The sequence below is a fragment of the Streptomyces sp. NPDC012637 genome (genome assembly GCF_042954805.1).
Classification (GTDB): Bacteria; Actinomycetota; Actinomycetes; order Streptomycetales; family Streptomycetaceae; genus Streptomyces.
In genome coordinates, this window is the sequence record NZ_JBIBDS010000009.1 from 273,703 (window position 1) to 289,476 (window position 15,774).

A 15,774-nucleotide genomic window follows, 5' to 3' on the forward strand; every position below is an offset into this window, starting at 1 on the left:
TACGCAGCTTTGGTCCCGGGTTTCGCGTCGTGGCGAAAAGGGGTGGTCGCCGAACACGTTCGGCGACCACCCCTTTTCGGAGCGAATTCGGAACTTTCGCGAGTCCAGATCCAGCCGGGCTCTACTGCGGGGCGAGCCGCTCCGCGAGACCCGGGTTCCGGTCGAGCCAGGTGCGGACCGCCTCCTGCTCCTTGCCCTTGCCGGTCTCCTGGATGACGGCCTCGAGGCCGGTGAGCTCCTTCTCGCTGAGCTTGAAGCCCTTCAGCCAGGCGCCGACCTCGGGGTTCTCGGCGGCGAAGCCCTTGCGGGCGAGGGTGTGCACGCCGTCGCCCTTGCCCCAGCTGCCCTTGGGGTCCTGGAGCTTCTTCAGGTCGTAACCGGAGTAGGCCCAGTGCGGCGACCAGAGGGTGACCACGATCGGCTCCTTCTTGTCGTACGCGCGCTTGAGTTCGGCCAGCATGCCGGGCGTCGAGCCGTCGACGACCTTGTACTCGCCCTCCAGGCCGTAGTCCTTGAGGACCTTGTCCTTGAGGATGCCCATCATTCCGGCGCTCGGCTCGATGCCGACGATCCGGCCCTTGAACTGCCCGGCCTTGCCCTTGAGGTCGGCGAGGCTGTTCACGTCCTTCATGTACGAGGGGACGGTGAGTTCGAGGGAGGTGGGACCGTACCAGGAGCCGAGGTCCTCCAGCTTGTTCCGGTACTTCTCCCAGTACTGGGCGTGGGTGACGGGCAGCCAGGAGTCGGTCTGGAAGTCGATCTGTCCGCCGGCGAGCCCGGTGTAGAGGGCGCCGGCCTCCAGCTGCTTGGCGTCGACCTCGTACCCGCGGCGCTCCAGGAGCTCCTTCCAGAGGAAGGTGGAGGCGATGCCCTCGTCCCAGGGGATGTAGCCGAGGCTGATCTTCTTGCCGTGGCCGGTGTTCTGGCCGGCGGCGGTCGTGGAGGAGCCGCCGCTGCCGCCGAGGAAGCCCATGCCGCCGGCGACGAGCGCGAGGATCACGACGCCGACGAGGGCGGTGACGGGCTGCGGGCGGTGGCCCCAGACCTTCGCGCCGGCGCGGGCGGCCCGCGCGGCGTGGGCCTTGGCGGCGGCACGCCGGCCGAGCGGGGAGACCTGACGGCCGAGGGCGCCGGTGATCCGGTCCAGGTACATGGCGAGGATGACGATGGAGATGCCGGCCTCGAAGCCGAGGCCGATGTCGACGTTGCCGATGGCGCGGTACACGGCGCCGCCGAGTCCGCCGCCGCCGACCATGCCGGCGATGACGACCATGGACAGGCCGAGCATGATCACCTGGTTGACGCCGGCCATGATCGTGGGCAGCGCGAGCGGCAGCTGGACGCGCAGCAGCGTGTTGCGCGGGGTGGTGCCGAAGGCCTCGGCGGCCTCGACGAGTTCGCCGTCGACCTGGCGGATGCCGAGCTCGGTCATCCGCACGCCGGGCGGCAGGGCGAAGACGATGGTGGCGATGATGCCGGGGACGACGCCGACGCCGAAGAAGATGATGCCGGGGATGAGGTAGACCATCGCCGGCATGGTCTGCATGAAGTCCAGGACCGGGCGCAGCACGGCGCTGACGGTCTTGGAGCGGGCGGCCCAGATGCCGAGCGGTACGGCGATCACCAGGGTGACGAGGGTGGCGACGAGCACGAGGGAGAGGGTCGACATGGCGTCGTCCCACAGCTCGATGGAGTCGACGAGGGCGAAGCCCACGAAGGCGAGGACACCGGCGGTGAGGCCGCGCAGCCACCAGGCGACGACGGCGAGGATGCCGGCGAAGAGCAGCGGCTGGGGCGCGGACAGGACGGCGTCGATGCCGTCGTAGAGGCCGGTGACGACGCTGGTGACGGCGTCGAACAGCCAGGAGAACTGGGCCTGGAGCCAGTCGACGGTGTTGTCGACCCACTGGCCGAGGGGAAGCCTAGGCATGGGTGGTCACCTCCTTCTCGCCGTCGGCGGCCGGTTCGACGGCCGCTCCGGGCGTTCCGGTCGCTCCGGACGCTCCGGCGCTGGGCGCTCCGGCGGGCGTGCCGGTCGCTCCGGCGAGGGTCCCGCTCGCTCCGACGGGCGTGCCGGGGCGGAGGTCGGCGTCGAGGCCGCCCATGACGCCGAGGAGGCGGTCCTGGGCGACGACGCCGAGGACGTCGCCGGCGGCGTTCTCGACGGCCACGGGATGCAGGGAGCGCGCGGAGACGGTGCACAGCTCGGCGAGCGGCGTCTCGGGCGCGACGGCCCGGCAGCCGCAGCCGGGCGGGCAGTCGCCGGGCTCGACGGTGCCGGCGGTCATGACGGCGGCGGCGGTGAGCACCCGGGTGCGGTCGACGTCCTGGATGAAGGAGGCGACGTAGTCGTTGGCGGGGCGGACCAGGATGTCCTCGGCGGTGCCGAGCTGGACGATCCGGCCGTCGCGCATGACGGCGATGCGGTCGCCGAGGCGCATGGCCTCGTTGAGGTCGTGGGTGATGAAGACGATGGTCTTCTTCAGCTTCTGCTGGAGGACGAGCAGCTGGTCCTGCATGTCGCGCCGGATCAGCGGGTCGAGCGCGCTGAACGACTCGTCCATGAGGAGCAGGTCGGCGTCGGTGGCGAGCGCGCGGGCGAGGCCGACGCGCTGCTGCATGCCGCCGGAGAGCTCGTCGGGCCAGGACTTCTCCCAGCCGGCGAGTCCGCACAGCTCGAGGGCCTCGGCGGCGCGCTTCTCACGCTCGGCGCGCGGGACGCCCTGGACCTCCAGGCCGTACGCGGCGTTCTCGAGGACGCTGCGGTGCGGGAAGAGGGCGAAGTGCTGGAAGACCATGCTGATCTTCCTGGACCGGACGTCGCGCAGCTCGCGGTCGGAGAGCGCGGTGAGGTCGCGGCCGTCGAAGAGGACCCGGCCCGCGGTGGGGGTGAGCAGACCGTTGAGCATCCGCAGCAGGGTGGACTTGCCGGATCCGGACAGACCCATGACGACGAAGATCTGGCCGGGGTCGACGGTGAAGGACGCGTCGATCACGGCCGCCGTGGTGCCGTCGGCACGCAGGGCGTCCCGGTCGGCGCCGGTTTCGGCGAGCTTGCGGACGGCTTCGTCGGGTCGTCTGCCGAACACCTTGTACAGATGGTCGGCCTGGAGCCTGGACACATACACCTCACGGGTAGCAACGAAAAACGGCCCGCCACCCCCGCAGCAGCCGGGCCGTGGAGCGGGGCGGGATCTGCCCGCGCGCCCGTCACGCACGGGAATTCGTCCGTGGTCCGGATGTTCGTCCGGATCGTTGAATCCCGTACCGGGTCCGCTCCGGGCTCGCGCCTGCCCTGGCTTTCCGGGAGCAAACGCGAAGGTGACGCGTGTCACGCGTGCGGGACGGTGTTGTCGGCGGGGTGCGGCATGATCGGGGTGTGACGCGACGCCTGATGCTCCTCGACACCGCCAGCCTCTACTTCCGCGCGTACTTCGGCGTGCCGGACTCGGTCCGGGCGCCGGACGGGACGCCGGTCAACGCCGTCCGCGGGCTGCTCGACTTCATCGCCCGGCTCGTCCAGGACCACCGCCCGGACGACCTGGTGGCCTGCTGGGACGACGACTGGCGGCCGCAGTGGCGGGTGGACCTGATCCCCTCGTACAAGGCGCACCGGGTGGCCGTGGAGACCCCGACGGGTCCGGACGTCGAGGAGGTCCCGGACACGCTGTCGCCGCAGGTGCCGGTGATCGTGGAGGTGCTCGAGGCGCTGGGCATCGCACGGGTCGGGGCGGCGGGCTTCGAGGCGGACGACGTGATCGGCACGCTGACGGAGCGGGCGGCCGGCCCGGTGGACATCGTCACGGGCGACCGGGACCTGTTCCAGCTCGTGGACGACGCGCGCGGGGTGCGGGTGCTGTATCCGCGCAAGGGCGTGGGCGACTGCGACCTGGTGGACGAGAAGTTCATCCTCGCGAAGTACGGCGTGCGGGCGGAGCAGTACGCGGACATGGCGGCGCTGCGCGGTGACACGAGCGACGGCCTGCCCGGCGTGAAGGGCATCGGCGAGAAGACGGCGGCGCAGCTGATCACGGAGTACGGGGACCTGGCGGGCGTGCGGGCGGCGGCGGTCGACCGGACGTCGCGGCTGACTCCGGCGAAGCGGCGCGGGATCGTGGAGGCGGCGGAGTACCTGGACGTGGCGCCCACGGTGGTGCGGGTGGCGCGGGACGCGCCGCTGCCGGAGTTCTCGGCGGCGCTGCCGTCGGAGCCCCGGGACCCGGAGGCGCTGGCGGGTCTGGTGGAGCGCTGGGGACTCGGCGGGGCGGTGGGCCGGCTGCTGCCGGTCCTGACGCGCTGAGCCGGGGGCTCCTGCGCGCTGGCTCGGGGGCTCCTGTGCGCTGAGCCGGGGGCTCCTATGCGCTGGCTCGGGGGCTCCTGTGCGCTGAGCCCTGGCGTTGGCGCGCTGAGCCGGGGGGCTTGTGCGCTGAGCCCGTGGCGCTGGCGCTGGTGGCTGCGCCCGGGTCCTGGAGCCCGAGCCCGGGGCCGCAAAGGCCTTGTGGGCCGGAGCCCGGCCGGGATGCTAACTTAGGTAAACCTAAGTAATCACTGGGAACGGGAGACCGCCGTGGCAGAACAGCCCGCACGCAAGGCACCGAGGGCGCACGAGGCCCAGGTGGTGCGCACGGAGCGGATCACCCCGCACATGGTGCGCCTGGTGCTCGGCGGCCCCGGGCTGGACGCCTTCGAGATCGGCGAGCACACCGACCACTACGTGAAGCTGCTCTTCGCGCCGGAGGGCGTGAGCTACCCGGAACCGTTCGACATGGAGCGGATCAGGGCCGAGTTCCCACGGGAGCAGTGGCCGACGACCCGGACCTACACGGTGCGGGCCTGGGACCCGGTGCACCGCGAGCTGACCGTCGACTTCGTGGTGCACGGCGACGAGGGCCTGGCCGGGCCGTGGGCGGCGCGCGCCCGGGCGGGCGACACGATCCGCTTCCTCGGCCCCGGCGGTGGCTACGCCCCGGACGAGGCCGCCGACTGGCACCTCCTCGTCGGCGACGAGAGCGCCCTCCCCGCGATCGCGACCGCCCTGGAGCGGCTGCCGGCGGGCACGAAGGTGCACGCCTTCCTGGAGGTCGCGGACGCCGCGGAGCAGCAGAAGTTCGCGACGGCGGCCGGGGTGGACGTCACCTGGCTGCACCGTGGCGCCCGCCCGGTGGGCGAGGCGCTCCTGGAGGCCGTGCGCGGCCTGGACTTCCCGGCGGGTGACGTGCACGCCTTCGTCCACGGCGAGGCCGGCTTCGTCAAGGAGCTCCGCCGCCACCTCCGCCTCGACCGCGAGGTGCCGCGCGAGCGCCTGTCCATCTCGGGCTACTGGCGCCTGGGCAAGACGGACGAGGCCTGGCGCGCGATCAAGCGCGAGTGGAACGAGCAGGTGGAGCGCGAACAGGAGAACTGACGCGCGCCGCACACCCGTCGAAGGGGTGCTCCCGGTTCCGGGAGCACCCCTTCGCGGTCCGTGACGACGGGCAGTTCAGGTCACGGGCAGCCCGGGCCCGTGCCGGGGTTGGCGCAGACGTCGGTGCCGGGGCCGCCGTTGTTGCTGTTCGTGCCCGGGCCTCCGTCGAGGTCGTCGTTGCCGGCGTCGCCGAAGAGGAAGTCGTCGCCGAGGCCGCCGGTCACGGTGTCGTCGCCCGGGGAGCCGTGGAGGACGTCGTCACCCGCGCCGCCCGCGAGGCGGTCCCTGCCGGGCCCGCCGGTGATCGAGTCCGCCCCGGGGCCACCGCACACGAGGTCGTCGCCCCCGAGGCCGTTGACGGTGTCGTTGCCGCCGTGGGCGAGGATGACGTCGCGTGCGGGCGTCCCGTTGATCTGGTCGTCGCCCGGGGTGCCGATGATGGTGGGCTGTTCGCCGAAGCAGGTGACCGCGCCGACGGTGGTCGTCTCCGTCGCGGTGTCGTTGGCCGGGGCCGGGTCGGAGACCGCGCCGGCCACGCCCGCCGTGTCGGCGACGACGTCCTCGGTCGTGGCCGTCGCGGTGATGGTCCGAGCGGCGCTCGCTCCGGCGGTGAGGGTGCCGATGTCACAGGTGACGACGTCCGGAGTGGTACCGGCCGCGGTGCACCCGGGGGACGCCGAGACGAACTGGAGCCCGGCCGGGAGCGTGTCCTGCAGGACGACCCCCTCGGCCGTCTGCGGGCCGTTGTTCGTCGCGGTGAGCGTGTAGGTCACGTTCTGCCCCTCCACGACGGGATCGGAGCCCGTGTCGGACTTCGCGACGGCCAGGTCGGCGTCGGTGAGGTGGAGGTGCCCGATGAAGCCGGTGGTCTCGGCGAACCAGATGTCGTCGTCCGGGCCCTTGGTGATGCCCCAGGGGCCGGACTCCGACGAGGACAGAGGGAACTCGGCGATGACGCCGGACGTGCTGATCCGCCCGATCTTCCCGCTGTTGCGCTCGGTGAACCACAGGCTGTCGTCCGGCCCGGCGGTGATGTCCTGGGGCTGGGGTGGGAAGCCGTTCGACGGCAGGTCGAACTGCGTGATCGCACCGGCCGTCGTGATCCGGCCGATCCGGTTGTCGCCGAACACCGTGAACCAGAGGTTCCCGTCGGGCCCGGTGGTGATGTCGGTCGGACCGCCGCCGCCGGGGACCGCGAACTCGGTGACGGCGCCGGACGGGGTGATGCGGCCGATGCGGCCGGCGCCGATTTCGGTGAACCACAGGTTCCCGTCCGGCCCGGTGGTGATGGCGGACGGCTGACCGGAACCGGCGGGCAGCGGGTACTCGGTGAGAGCGCCGGCAGTGGTGATGCGGCCGATCCGGCTGCCGTTCTGCTCGGTGAACCACATGGCCCCGTCCGGGCCGGCGGTGATGCCGGTGGGTTCGACGAACTGCTCGGGGAGCGGGTACTCGGTGACCGTGCCGTTCGTGTCGATCTTCCCGACCCGGGAGTCGAAGTGCTGCATGGTGAACCAGACGTTGCCGTCCGGGCCGGTGGTGATGTCGAAGGGAGAGCTGAACTCGGGCAGGGGGTACTCGGCGATGAGGGTGCCCGTCGGGCTCATCCGGCCGATCTTGTCGCCGACCGCCTCGGTGAACCACAGGTTGCCGTCCGGGCCGGTGGTGATGCCGACCGGCGTGCTGGGGTTGGTCACGGGGTACTCGTCGATGCCGACGGCGGCATGGGCCGGGGCCCCGGCGGCCAGAGGAAGCACCGCGGCCGCCAGAACGCTGCTGAGCAGCGCCGCGAAACCGCGCCGACGGCGGGGTTTCGGCCGCCGTGGCGTCCCTGGGTCCGGCGCGTCGAGGGGCGTGGGAGGCATGGGCGAGTTCCTTTCGGTCGTGTCGGAACGCGCCCGTCGTACCAGAGCCCGATCGTTTCTGCGGATGCGACGGCACCCACGACGCGCCGGACACCCACCCGCATTTCACCCGACCGGAGCTCCACCGCAGGCCCGCGAGCCTCAGACCCAGAGCCCCGGTACACCCAAGACCCCGCCGACCCGCCGACCCGCCGACCCGCCGACCCGCCGACCGGTAGCCCTGCCGACCGGTAGCCCTGCCGAGCCGTAGCCCTGCCGACCGGTATTCCTGCCGAGCCGTAGCCCTGCCGACCTGCAGACCCGCCAACCGGCAAACCCGCAGACCCGCCGCCTCGCAGCACCATCAGAGCGGTAATGCCGCAGCGCCGTAAGCCGTGACGCCGTAGGGCCGTCGAGCGGATTCACAGGGCGCCCATCGCTCCCCGAGCCGGCCCTCCCCGAGCCGGCCCTCCCGAGCCGGCCGGTCCTTCCCGAGCCGGCTCCTTCCAGAGCCCCGTCCTCCCCGAGCCGGTCCGCCTGCCGGTGGTCGCCTAGCACCTGACGGTGGTCGCGTCGGACGCCTGACGGTGGTCGCGTCGGACGCCTGACGGTGGTCGCGTCGGACGCCTGACGGGGGTCGCGTCGGACGGCTGACGGGGGTCGCATCGGGCGCCTGACGGTGGTCGCGTCGCGCCTAGCGGCCGGTGCCGAAGACGCGGCGTGAGGCCTCGATGTGGGCGAGGCGGCGGAGGGCGGCGAAGACCGCGTCGCCGAGGACCGTGCCGATGACCACGCTCTCGACGAGTTCCTCGCGGGCGACGTTCTTGGCCACGTACTCGACGTCCACCCGGGCCACGCGTTCCGCCGCGTCCGCGTACTCCTCGAGGATCGCCTCGGCGAATCCGCCGTGGCCGACGTTCTCCAGGGCGGCGATGGCGACCGCGAGGGCCTCTCCGGCGGGGGCGTCACGATGGGAGAGCCAGGCCCGGCGGTCGATCAGGTCGGCGACCGTGGCACGGGCGGCGACGAGGGCGTCGCCCGGCTCGTCGCCGGCGCCCTCGTAGCGCGGCACCACGTTGTCGGCGGCGGCGCCGAGCATCTCGTGAAGCGGCCGGTCCGGGTCGTCGACCGCGGCGACGACCTCGCGCACGGCGGCGACGGACAGGCCACCGACGTCGATCATGGCCCGGATCAGGCGGAGCCGCCGGACGTGCGACTCGTCGTACGAGGCCTGGTTCGGACTCGTGAGCTGCCCGGCGGGCAGCAGCCCCTCCCGTACGTAGTACTTGATCGTCGCCACGGACACCCCGGTCCTCCGACTCAACTCTCCGATTCGCACCGCGTGTTCACCTTTCCGGTCGCGCTATGGCCTTGCCGACCCGCCTCCCATCATAGATAGTGGGACTATCAGATAGTGGCGAGTGCCACTATCCATTCCATCCCACGGGGGGATCTCATGTCCTCAGCGTCATCAGCGTCATCGGCGCCCCAGCTCCGCACCCTGCACCGGCCCCTGGTCTGGTTCACCGCCTCGATGGTCCTGCTCGCCCTGGTCTCGGCCGGCGGGCTCCTCCTGGACGACCGGGTGCTGGTCGGCGCGCCCATCTGGGCCAAGCCGTTCAAGTTCTCGGTCTCCTTCGTGGCGTACGCGCTCACGCTCGCCTGGATGCTGTCCCTGTTGCCCGGGGCACGCGCACGGCGGGTCGGCTGGTGGGCCGGGACCGTGCTCGCGGCGGCCAGCGCCGTCGAGATGGTCCTCATCACCGGCCAGGTGGTGCGCGGCCGGCAGAGCCACTTCAACGGCGAGACGGCCTTCGACGCTGCGGTCTTCCAGCTCATGGGCATGACGGTCGTCGTCCTCTGGCTGGCCGCGCTGGTGATCGCCGTCCTGCTCCTGCGCGCCCGCATCCTGGACCGCGCCACCGCCTGGGCCGTCCGGCTCTCCTCGCTGATCGCGCTGGCCGGCGCCGCGGTCGGCTTCCTCATGGTGCGACCGACGCCGGAGCAGCTCGCCCAGGACGACCCGCCGGTCACCGGCGCGCACAGCGTGGGCGTGCCCGACGGCGGCCCCGGCATACCGCTCATCGGCTGGTCCACCACCGGCGGGGACCTGCGCATCGGCCACTTCTTCGGGATGCACGCCCTCCAGCTGGTCCCGCTGCTCCTGTTGCTGCTCGCCGCCCTCGCGCCGCGCTTCGCCCGGCTCGCCGACGACCGGGTCCGGCTCCGGCTGACGCTCGTCGCCTCCGGCGCCTACGCCGGCACCTTCGTCCTCGTCACCTGGCAGGCCCTGCGCGGTCAGCCGCTGCTCTCCCCCGACGCCCTCACGCTCGCCGCGGCCGGCGCCCTCGCCGTCCTCACCGTCGCGGCCACCGCGCTGGCGCTCCGCACCCCGCACCTTCCCGTTTCCGCCGACCGTCAGGAGCTCGCGGCATGACCGGCTTCCTCTTCGAACTCACCTTCTTCCTCGCGGCACCGGTCTGGCTGCTGATGATCTTCGCGCCCGGCCGGAGCATCACGGACCGCGTGGCCGCCTCGCCGCTGACCGTCCTCCCGGTACTCGCGCTCTACCTGGTCCTCGTGGCCCCGGTCCTCCCGGAACTCTGGACGGCGGTCAGCAGCCCGGACATCGACCACTTCCGCGACCTCACCGTCCTCGCCAACGGCGCGAGCGCGGTCTGGGCCCAGATCATCGCCTGGGACCTCCTCCTGGGCCAGTGGATCTACCGCGAGGGCCGCCGCCTCGGCCTCTCGCCCTTCCTCATGGGCCCCCTCCTGGTCCTCACGATCCTCCTCTCCCCGTTCGCCCTCCTCCTCTTCCTCCCGATCCGCGCGGCCCGCCGTTCCCGCACGGAACGCCCCGGCACCTCCGCCCGACCCGCCCCCGCCGCCCGCCTGTAGCCTCGCCCCATGCGACAGGAGGACCGGGCCGTCGGCGCCGTACTGGGATCCGCCGTCGGGGACGCGCTCGGGGCGCCCTTCGAGTTCGGACTCCCCGGAGTGTTCCGGGAACGCTTCCCCGACGGCACGGGCGAGATGTGCGGGGGCGGCGGCTGGGAGCCCGGGGAGGCCACGGACGACACGCAGATGGCCGTACTCGTCGGGGAATCGCTCCTCGAACGCGGCGGGCTCGATCTGCCGGACATGTTCGACCGCTTCCGCCGCTGGGCCGCCGCCGGACCCAAGGACATCGGCCTGCAGACGGAGGCGGTGCTCCTCGGCGGCGATCCGTGGGACAGCGCCGCGGCCCTGCACTTCCAGCTCAACGGCCGTGCCGCGGGCAACGGTTCGCTGATGCGGGCCGCCACGTCGGCCGTCCGCTTCGCCTCCGCCGGCCGCGCCGCCACCATGGACGCGGGCCGGCGGATCGCCGCCCTGACCCACGGGGACGCGGCCGCCTGGGAGGGCACGGCGGTGCTCCACGAACTGGTTCGCGTCGCTCTCCTCGGCGAGGACCCGCTCGCGGCCGTGCCCGACGCGCTCGGCGACGTCGCGGAAGGCCACCGGGAGCGGTGGACGACCGTCCTCGCCCCGGGCTGGCGGCCCGAGGAGGCCACCGAGTTCAACGGCGCCGTCTGGCCCTGCCTTGGCTCCGCCCTGTGGGCCCTGCGCACCACCACCTCGTTCGAGCAGGCCCTCGCCGCCGCCGTCGACCTCGGCGGCGACACAGACACCGTCGCCGCCGTCACCGGCATGCTCGCCGGCGCGGTGTACGGACCGGACGCCGTCCCGCCCCGCTGGACCGCCGCCCTGCACGTGCCCCTGCCGGGCTTCGGCGACCGGGTCCTGTGCGCCGAGGACCTGCGCGACCTGGCGCGGGCCCTGACCCGCCAGGGCTCCTAGGCACTGTCTTCCGGACTGCCGGCGTCCCGGCCTGATCCGGAAGACGCGCCCTCAGCCCAGCCCGCTCGATCCGGAGGACAGACCCCGCCCGGTCCGTCCCCGATCCGCCCGACAGGCCCTATGCCGCTCCGTTTCCGACCCGGAGGACAGGCCCTACGCCCGGCTCCATTCCCGATCCGGCCGATAGGGCCTACGCCCACTCCATCCCCGACCCGGCCGACAGGCCCGGCGTCCGCTCCAACCCCGATCCGGCCGGCAGGACCGGCCCGGTCCTCCCCGCTCCGCCCCTGATCCGGCGGACCCGCCTCAGCCGCGCGCCCGCACCGTCGCCAGGACGTCACGGTCCGGCTGGAGGGTGAGCCCCGGCACCGGAAGGATCTCCTCGGCGGTGACGTCCAGCCGGAAGCGGCGGGCCAGTACGGCCAGGATCAGGACCGCCTCCACCATGGCGAAACGGGTGCCGAGGCAGACGCGGGGGCCGCCGCCGAAGGGGTACCAGGCGTACTCGGGTATCTCCTCCGCCTCCTCGCCCTCCTCCGGCGTCAGCCAGCGCTCGGGGCGGAACTCCAGCGGGTCCCGGTACCAGCGGGCGTCGCGGTGGGTGGCCCACTGGCTGCTCCAGACCCGGGTGCCGGGCGGAACCGGGGCGCCCCCGAGCACGGCGCCCTCCTTCGCTATGCCGGTGAGCAGCCAGATCGTCGGGTAGAGCCGCAGGGTCTCCTTCACCACGGCCTGGGCGTAGGCGAGTTCGGCGTAGTCGTCGAAGCCCGGGTCGCGGTCGCCGAGCACCCGGTCGAGCTCCCCGCCCAGGGCCTCGGCCGCGCGCGGGTTGCGGGAGAGGAGGTACCAGGCCCAGACGAGGGTGGAGCTGGTGGTCTCGTGCCCGCCGATGTAGAGCGTGACGGTCTCGTCGCGGATCTCCCGGTCGGAGAGGTGCGCCCCGGTCTCGTCCTGTGCGGCGAGCAGCCGGCTGAGCAGGTCCGGGCGCTCGGTGTCGCCGTCGCGGTGACGGGCGACGACCCGCGCGACCTCGGCGTCGATGACGGCGGTCGCGCGCTTGATGCGGGCCCGCCCGGGCGTGGGCACCCAGTCGGGCAGTATCGCGCCGATGCCGCTGAACTCGGCGCCGATCTCCTTCTGGGCGACGTCCATGGCACGGCCGATCGCCTCGGCGTCGGCGGCGGTGTCGACGCCGAAGATGGTGCGGACGGCGATGAGCTGGGTGAGGGCGGCCATCTCCCTCTTGATGTCGACGCGCTGCCCGTCGGTCCAGCGCCCGGCGAGGTCCACGGCGCACTCGGCCATCGTCGCGGCATACGACTTGACCTGACGCGGTCGCACCGAGGGCTGCACGAGGGAGCGCTTGCGCCGCCAGTCGGCGCCCTTGGAGACGACGACACCCTCGCCGAGCAGCGTGCGGAAGGCGATGCCCAGGTCGGGCTGGTCGAAGGTCCGCTCGACCTCGGTGAGGAGTTCGCCGATGGCCTCGGGATGGGCGATGAACAGGGCGTTGGTGCGGCCGAAGCGCCAGCGGACGAAGTCCCCGCGCTCACGCAGCCGTTCGAAGAAGGCGAGGGGGTCCTTGCCGAACTCCGGCAGGTTGCCGAGGAAAGGGATGCCCCGGGGGCCCGGGACGGTCTTCCGTCCGTCCGCGGTCGCGCCGGCGACGGCGGACGGACCGGCGTGCGTGGTCAAGTGCGGTTCCCCCCTGCGGAATTGCTCCACGATCTCGTTCTGCTGTACGAGTTCATGGAAGCGGAAGGAACCGACACTCCGCCACCCCTGTGGAAAACCCTTGTCAGTTCACCGTCAGTCCCGGTGGGCTCAGCCCACCGAGCTGTAGGCGACGACGCCCCTGAGCAGGGAATCCACAGCCTTGCGGGCGTTCTTGGCGACCGTGCTGTTCTCCTTCGGCGCGGCCGCCGCGATCTGCCCGAGCACGTCGATGACCTGCTTGCACCACCGGACGAAGTCACCCGCGGGCATCTCGGCCTCGCGCAGCACCTCGTCGAGCCCCTTGTCGGAGGCCCACTGGTAGGCGGCCCAGGCGAACCCGAGGTCGGGCTCGCGCTGGCCGACGCCCTCCGTCTGGTGGAGCTTGAACTCCTCCTCCAGCGCGTCGAGCCTGCCCCAGATCCGCACCATCTCGCCGAGTGCGGCCTTCGCCCTGCCGGTCGGCAGCTTCGGCGCGACGGCGTCGTCGGACTGCCGGGCCTCGTAGACGAGCGCGGAGACGCACGCGGCCAGTTCGGCCGGGTTGAGCCCCTCCCACACGCCTTCGCGCAGGCATTCGCTGGCGAGCAGGTCGAGTTCGCCGTAGAGCCGGGCGAGCCGCTTGCCGTTGTCGGTGACGTCGTCGCCGCGCAGGTAGTCGAGCTCGGTGAGGAGCGCGACGATCCGGTCGAAGGTGCGGGCGATCGTGTTGGTGCGTCCCTCGATCCGCCGCTCCAGCTGCTTGGTGTCGCGCTGCAGCCGGTGGTAGCGCTCGGCCCAGCGGGCGTGGTCCTCGCGCTCGTCGCAGCCGTGGCAGGGATGGGCCCGGATCTCGGAGCGCAGGCGTGCGATCTCGCGGTCGTCGGCGGCGGCCGAGCGTCCCTTGCGGTGCCGCTCGGGGTTGATGTGCCCGGCCTTGCTGCGCAGCGCGGAGGCGAGGTCGCGGCGGGACTGCGGGGACCTCGGGTTGAAGGAACGCGGGATGCGCATCCGCTCCAGCGGTTCGACCGGCACCGGGAAGTCGATGGAGGCGAGCCGCTTGACCTGCCGCTCGGCGGTCAGGACCAGCGGACGCGGCCCGTCGTGGTGCTCGAAGCCGCGGTGGCCGTTGGTGCGGCCCGCCGGGACGCCGGGGTCGAGGACGAGCGCGAGGCCGGCGAACTTGCCCGTCGGCACGTGGATGACGTCGCCGGGCTTGAGCCGCTCCAGGGACGCGGCGGCCTGGGCGCGGCGCTGCGCGGCGCCCTGCCGGGCCAGCTCGGTCTCGCGGTCCTTGAGCTCGCGGCGGAGCCGCGCGTACTCCTCGAAGTCGCCGAGGTGGCAGGTCATGCCCTCCCGGTAGCCCTCCAGGCCCTCCTCGTTCCGCTGGACCTGGCGGGAGATCCCGACGACCGAGCGGTCGGCCTGGAACTGGGCGAAGGAGGTCTCGAGCAGCTCGCGCGAGCGGTGCCGGCCGAACTGGTCGACGAGGTTGACCGCCATGTTGTACGAGGGCTTGAAGCTGGAGCGCAGTGGATACGTCCGGGTGCCGGCGAGTCCGGCCAGGTGGCCGGGGTCCATGCCGCGCTGCCAGAGCACGACCGCGTGGCCCTCGACGTCGATGCCGCGGCGCCCGGCCCGGCCGGTGAGCTGGGTGTACTCGCCGGGCGTGATGTCGGCGTGCTGCTCGCCGTTCCACTTGACGAGCTTCTCCAGGACCACGGAGCGGGCCGGCATGTTGATGCCGAGCGCCAGGGTCTCGGTGGCGAAGACGGCCTTGACGAGGCCGCGGACGAACAGCTCCTCGACGACCTCCTTGAAGGTCGGGAGCATGCCGGCGTGGTGGGCGGCGATGCCGCGCTCCAGGGCTTCCAGCCACTCGTAGTAGCCGAGGACGTGGAGGTCCTCGGTGGGGATGGCGGCGGTGCGCTCCTCCACGATCTCGCGCACGCGGGCGCGGCCCTCGTCGTCGTTGAGCCGGAGGCCCGCGTAGAGGCACTGCTGGACGGCGGACTCGCAGCCGGCCCGGCTGAAGATGAAGGTGATGGCGGGCAGCAGGCCCTCGGCGTCGAGGCGCTCGATGACCTCGGGCCGGCCGGGCGTCCAGATGCGGGAGCGCTGGCGGCGCTCACGCTCGCGGTCGGCCTCGCGGATCATCTTGCCCCGGCGCCGGTCGCGCGGGTTGTACGTGCGCGAGTTCTCGGTGCGGGCGAGGCGCAGCAGGTCGGGGTTGACCTCGCGGCGGGAGGCGCCGCGGCCGCCGTGGTCGGTCTCCTCCTCGAAGAGGTCGTACATCCGGCGGCCGGCCAGGACGTGCTGCCAGAGCGGCACGGGGCGGCTCTCGGAGACGATCACCTCGGTGTCACCGCGGACGGTGTCGAGCCAGTCGCCGAACTCCTCGGCGTTCGACACGGTCGCGGAGAGCGACACCAGGGTCACCGATTCGGGGAGGTGGATGATCACTTCCTCCCAGACGGCGCCGCGGAAGCGGTCGGAGAGGTAGTGGACCTCGTCCATGACGACGTAGCCGAGGCCGGACAGCGCCTGCGACCCCGCGTAGAGCATGTTGCGGAGGACCTCGGTGGTCATGACGACGATCGGGGCGTCACCGTTGACACTGTTGTCGCCGGTGAGCAGGCCGACCTTCTCGTGGCCGTACCGCTTCACGAGGTCGGCGTACTTCTGGTTGGAGAGCGCCTTGATGGGCGTGGTGTAGAAGCACTTGCGGCCCTGCTGGAGGGCCAGGTGGACGGCGAACTCGCCGACGATCGTCTTGCCGGAGCCCGTGGGCGCGGCGACGAGCACGCCCTTGCCCGCTTCGAGAGCCTGGCATGCCTCGATCTGGAACGGGTCGAGACCGAAGTCGTACATCTCGCGGAAGGGGGCCAGCGCGGTGGCCTGCTCCGCGTTGCGGGCGCGGGCAGCTGCGTACGCTTCGGCTGGTGTGAGGTCCTCTGTCATCTTGTTGTCGAGCCTACCCGCCCCCTCTGA

At 72.4% G+C, this 15,774-nt stretch carries 11 protein-coding genes; 5 read left to right on the forward strand and 6 right to left on the reverse strand.

Annotated features, from left to right (window positions below):
* Positions 1-121: 121 nt before the first annotated feature.
* A complete protein-coding gene (locus tag ACFY8W_RS32035; protein ID WP_391112884.1) occupies positions 122-1,930 on the reverse strand; it encodes a glycine betaine ABC transporter substrate-binding protein in 1,809 nt (602 codons plus the stop codon).
* Positions 1,923-3,122, reverse strand: a complete 1,200-nt coding sequence (locus ACFY8W_RS32040; RefSeq protein ID WP_391112887.1) for a betaine/proline/choline family ABC transporter ATP-binding protein — start codon at positions 3,120-3,122, stop codon at positions 1,923-1,925. The genes ACFY8W_RS32035 and ACFY8W_RS32040 overlap by 8 nt, the downstream gene beginning before the upstream one ends.
* A 272-nt stretch (positions 3,123-3,394) precedes the next feature.
* On the opposite strand from ACFY8W_RS32040, the gene ACFY8W_RS32045 reads away from it, so the two are divergent.
* Together ACFY8W_RS32045 and ACFY8W_RS32050 are read left to right on the forward strand one after the other, a co-directional pair.
* Complete coding sequence (locus ACFY8W_RS32045; protein WP_391113363.1) at positions 3,395-4,300, forward strand: 5'-3' exonuclease H3TH domain-containing protein; 906 nt, start codon at positions 3,395-3,397, stop codon at positions 4,298-4,300.
* Between the two features lie 267 nt (positions 4,301-4,567).
* Positions 4,568-5,404 carry an SIP domain-containing protein gene (locus ACFY8W_RS32050; RefSeq protein WP_391112890.1) on the forward strand — a complete coding sequence of 279 codons (837 nt, stop codon included), beginning with the start codon at positions 4,568-4,570 and terminating at the stop codon, positions 5,402-5,404.
* Between the two features lie 80 nt (positions 5,405-5,484).
* On the opposite strand, the gene ACFY8W_RS32055 is transcribed toward ACFY8W_RS32050, so the two are convergent.
* Together ACFY8W_RS32055 and ACFY8W_RS32060 are read right to left on the reverse strand one after the other, a co-directional pair.
* The gene (locus ACFY8W_RS32055) at positions 5,485-7,269 is read right to left on the reverse strand and encodes a hypothetical protein (RefSeq protein ID WP_391112892.1); all 1,785 of its coding nucleotides are present in this window, start codon (positions 7,267-7,269) and stop codon (positions 5,485-5,487) included.
* 673 nt (positions 7,270-7,942) lie between these two features.
* Positions 7,943-8,587, reverse strand: coding sequence for a MerR family transcriptional regulator (locus ACFY8W_RS32060; protein WP_391112895.1), 645 nt, complete (start codon positions 8,585-8,587; stop codon positions 7,943-7,945).
* A gap of 195 nt (positions 8,588-8,782) precedes the next feature.
* Between ACFY8W_RS32060 and ACFY8W_RS32065 the strand changes: the two genes are divergently transcribed.
* Genes ACFY8W_RS32065 through ACFY8W_RS32075 form a run of 3 tightly spaced genes read left to right on the forward strand, consistent with a single transcriptional unit; the run spans position 8,783 to position 11,091 of the window.
* Complete coding sequence (locus tag ACFY8W_RS32065) at positions 8,783-9,685, forward strand: hypothetical protein (protein WP_391113366.1); 903 nt, start codon at positions 8,783-8,785, stop codon at positions 9,683-9,685.
* Positions 9,682-10,149, forward strand: a complete 468-nt coding sequence (locus ACFY8W_RS32070; RefSeq protein WP_391112898.1) for an abscisic acid-deficient protein Aba4 family protein — start codon at positions 9,682-9,684, stop codon at positions 10,147-10,149. The genes ACFY8W_RS32065 and ACFY8W_RS32070 overlap by 4 nt, the downstream gene beginning before the upstream one ends.
* Positions 10,150-10,158: 9 nt before the next feature.
* Positions 10,159-11,091 (forward strand): ADP-ribosylglycohydrolase family protein, encoded by a 933-nt coding sequence (locus ACFY8W_RS32075; protein ID WP_391112901.1) that lies wholly within the window; start codon positions 10,159-10,161, stop codon positions 11,089-11,091.
* Positions 11,092-11,397: 306 nt separating this feature from the next.
* Here ACFY8W_RS32075 and ACFY8W_RS32080 read toward each other — a convergent pair whose 3' ends face one another.
* Positions 11,398-12,786: a cytochrome P450 gene (locus tag ACFY8W_RS32080; protein WP_391112904.1), complete on the reverse strand. Its 1,389-nt coding sequence runs from the start codon at positions 12,784-12,786 to the stop codon at positions 11,398-11,400.
* Positions 12,787-12,915: 129 nt separating this feature from the next.
* Positions 12,916-15,744: a DEAD/DEAH box helicase gene (locus ACFY8W_RS32085; RefSeq protein WP_391112908.1), complete on the reverse strand. Its 2,829-nt coding sequence runs from the start codon at positions 15,742-15,744 to the stop codon at positions 12,916-12,918.
* Positions 15,745-15,774 lie beyond the last annotated feature (30 nt).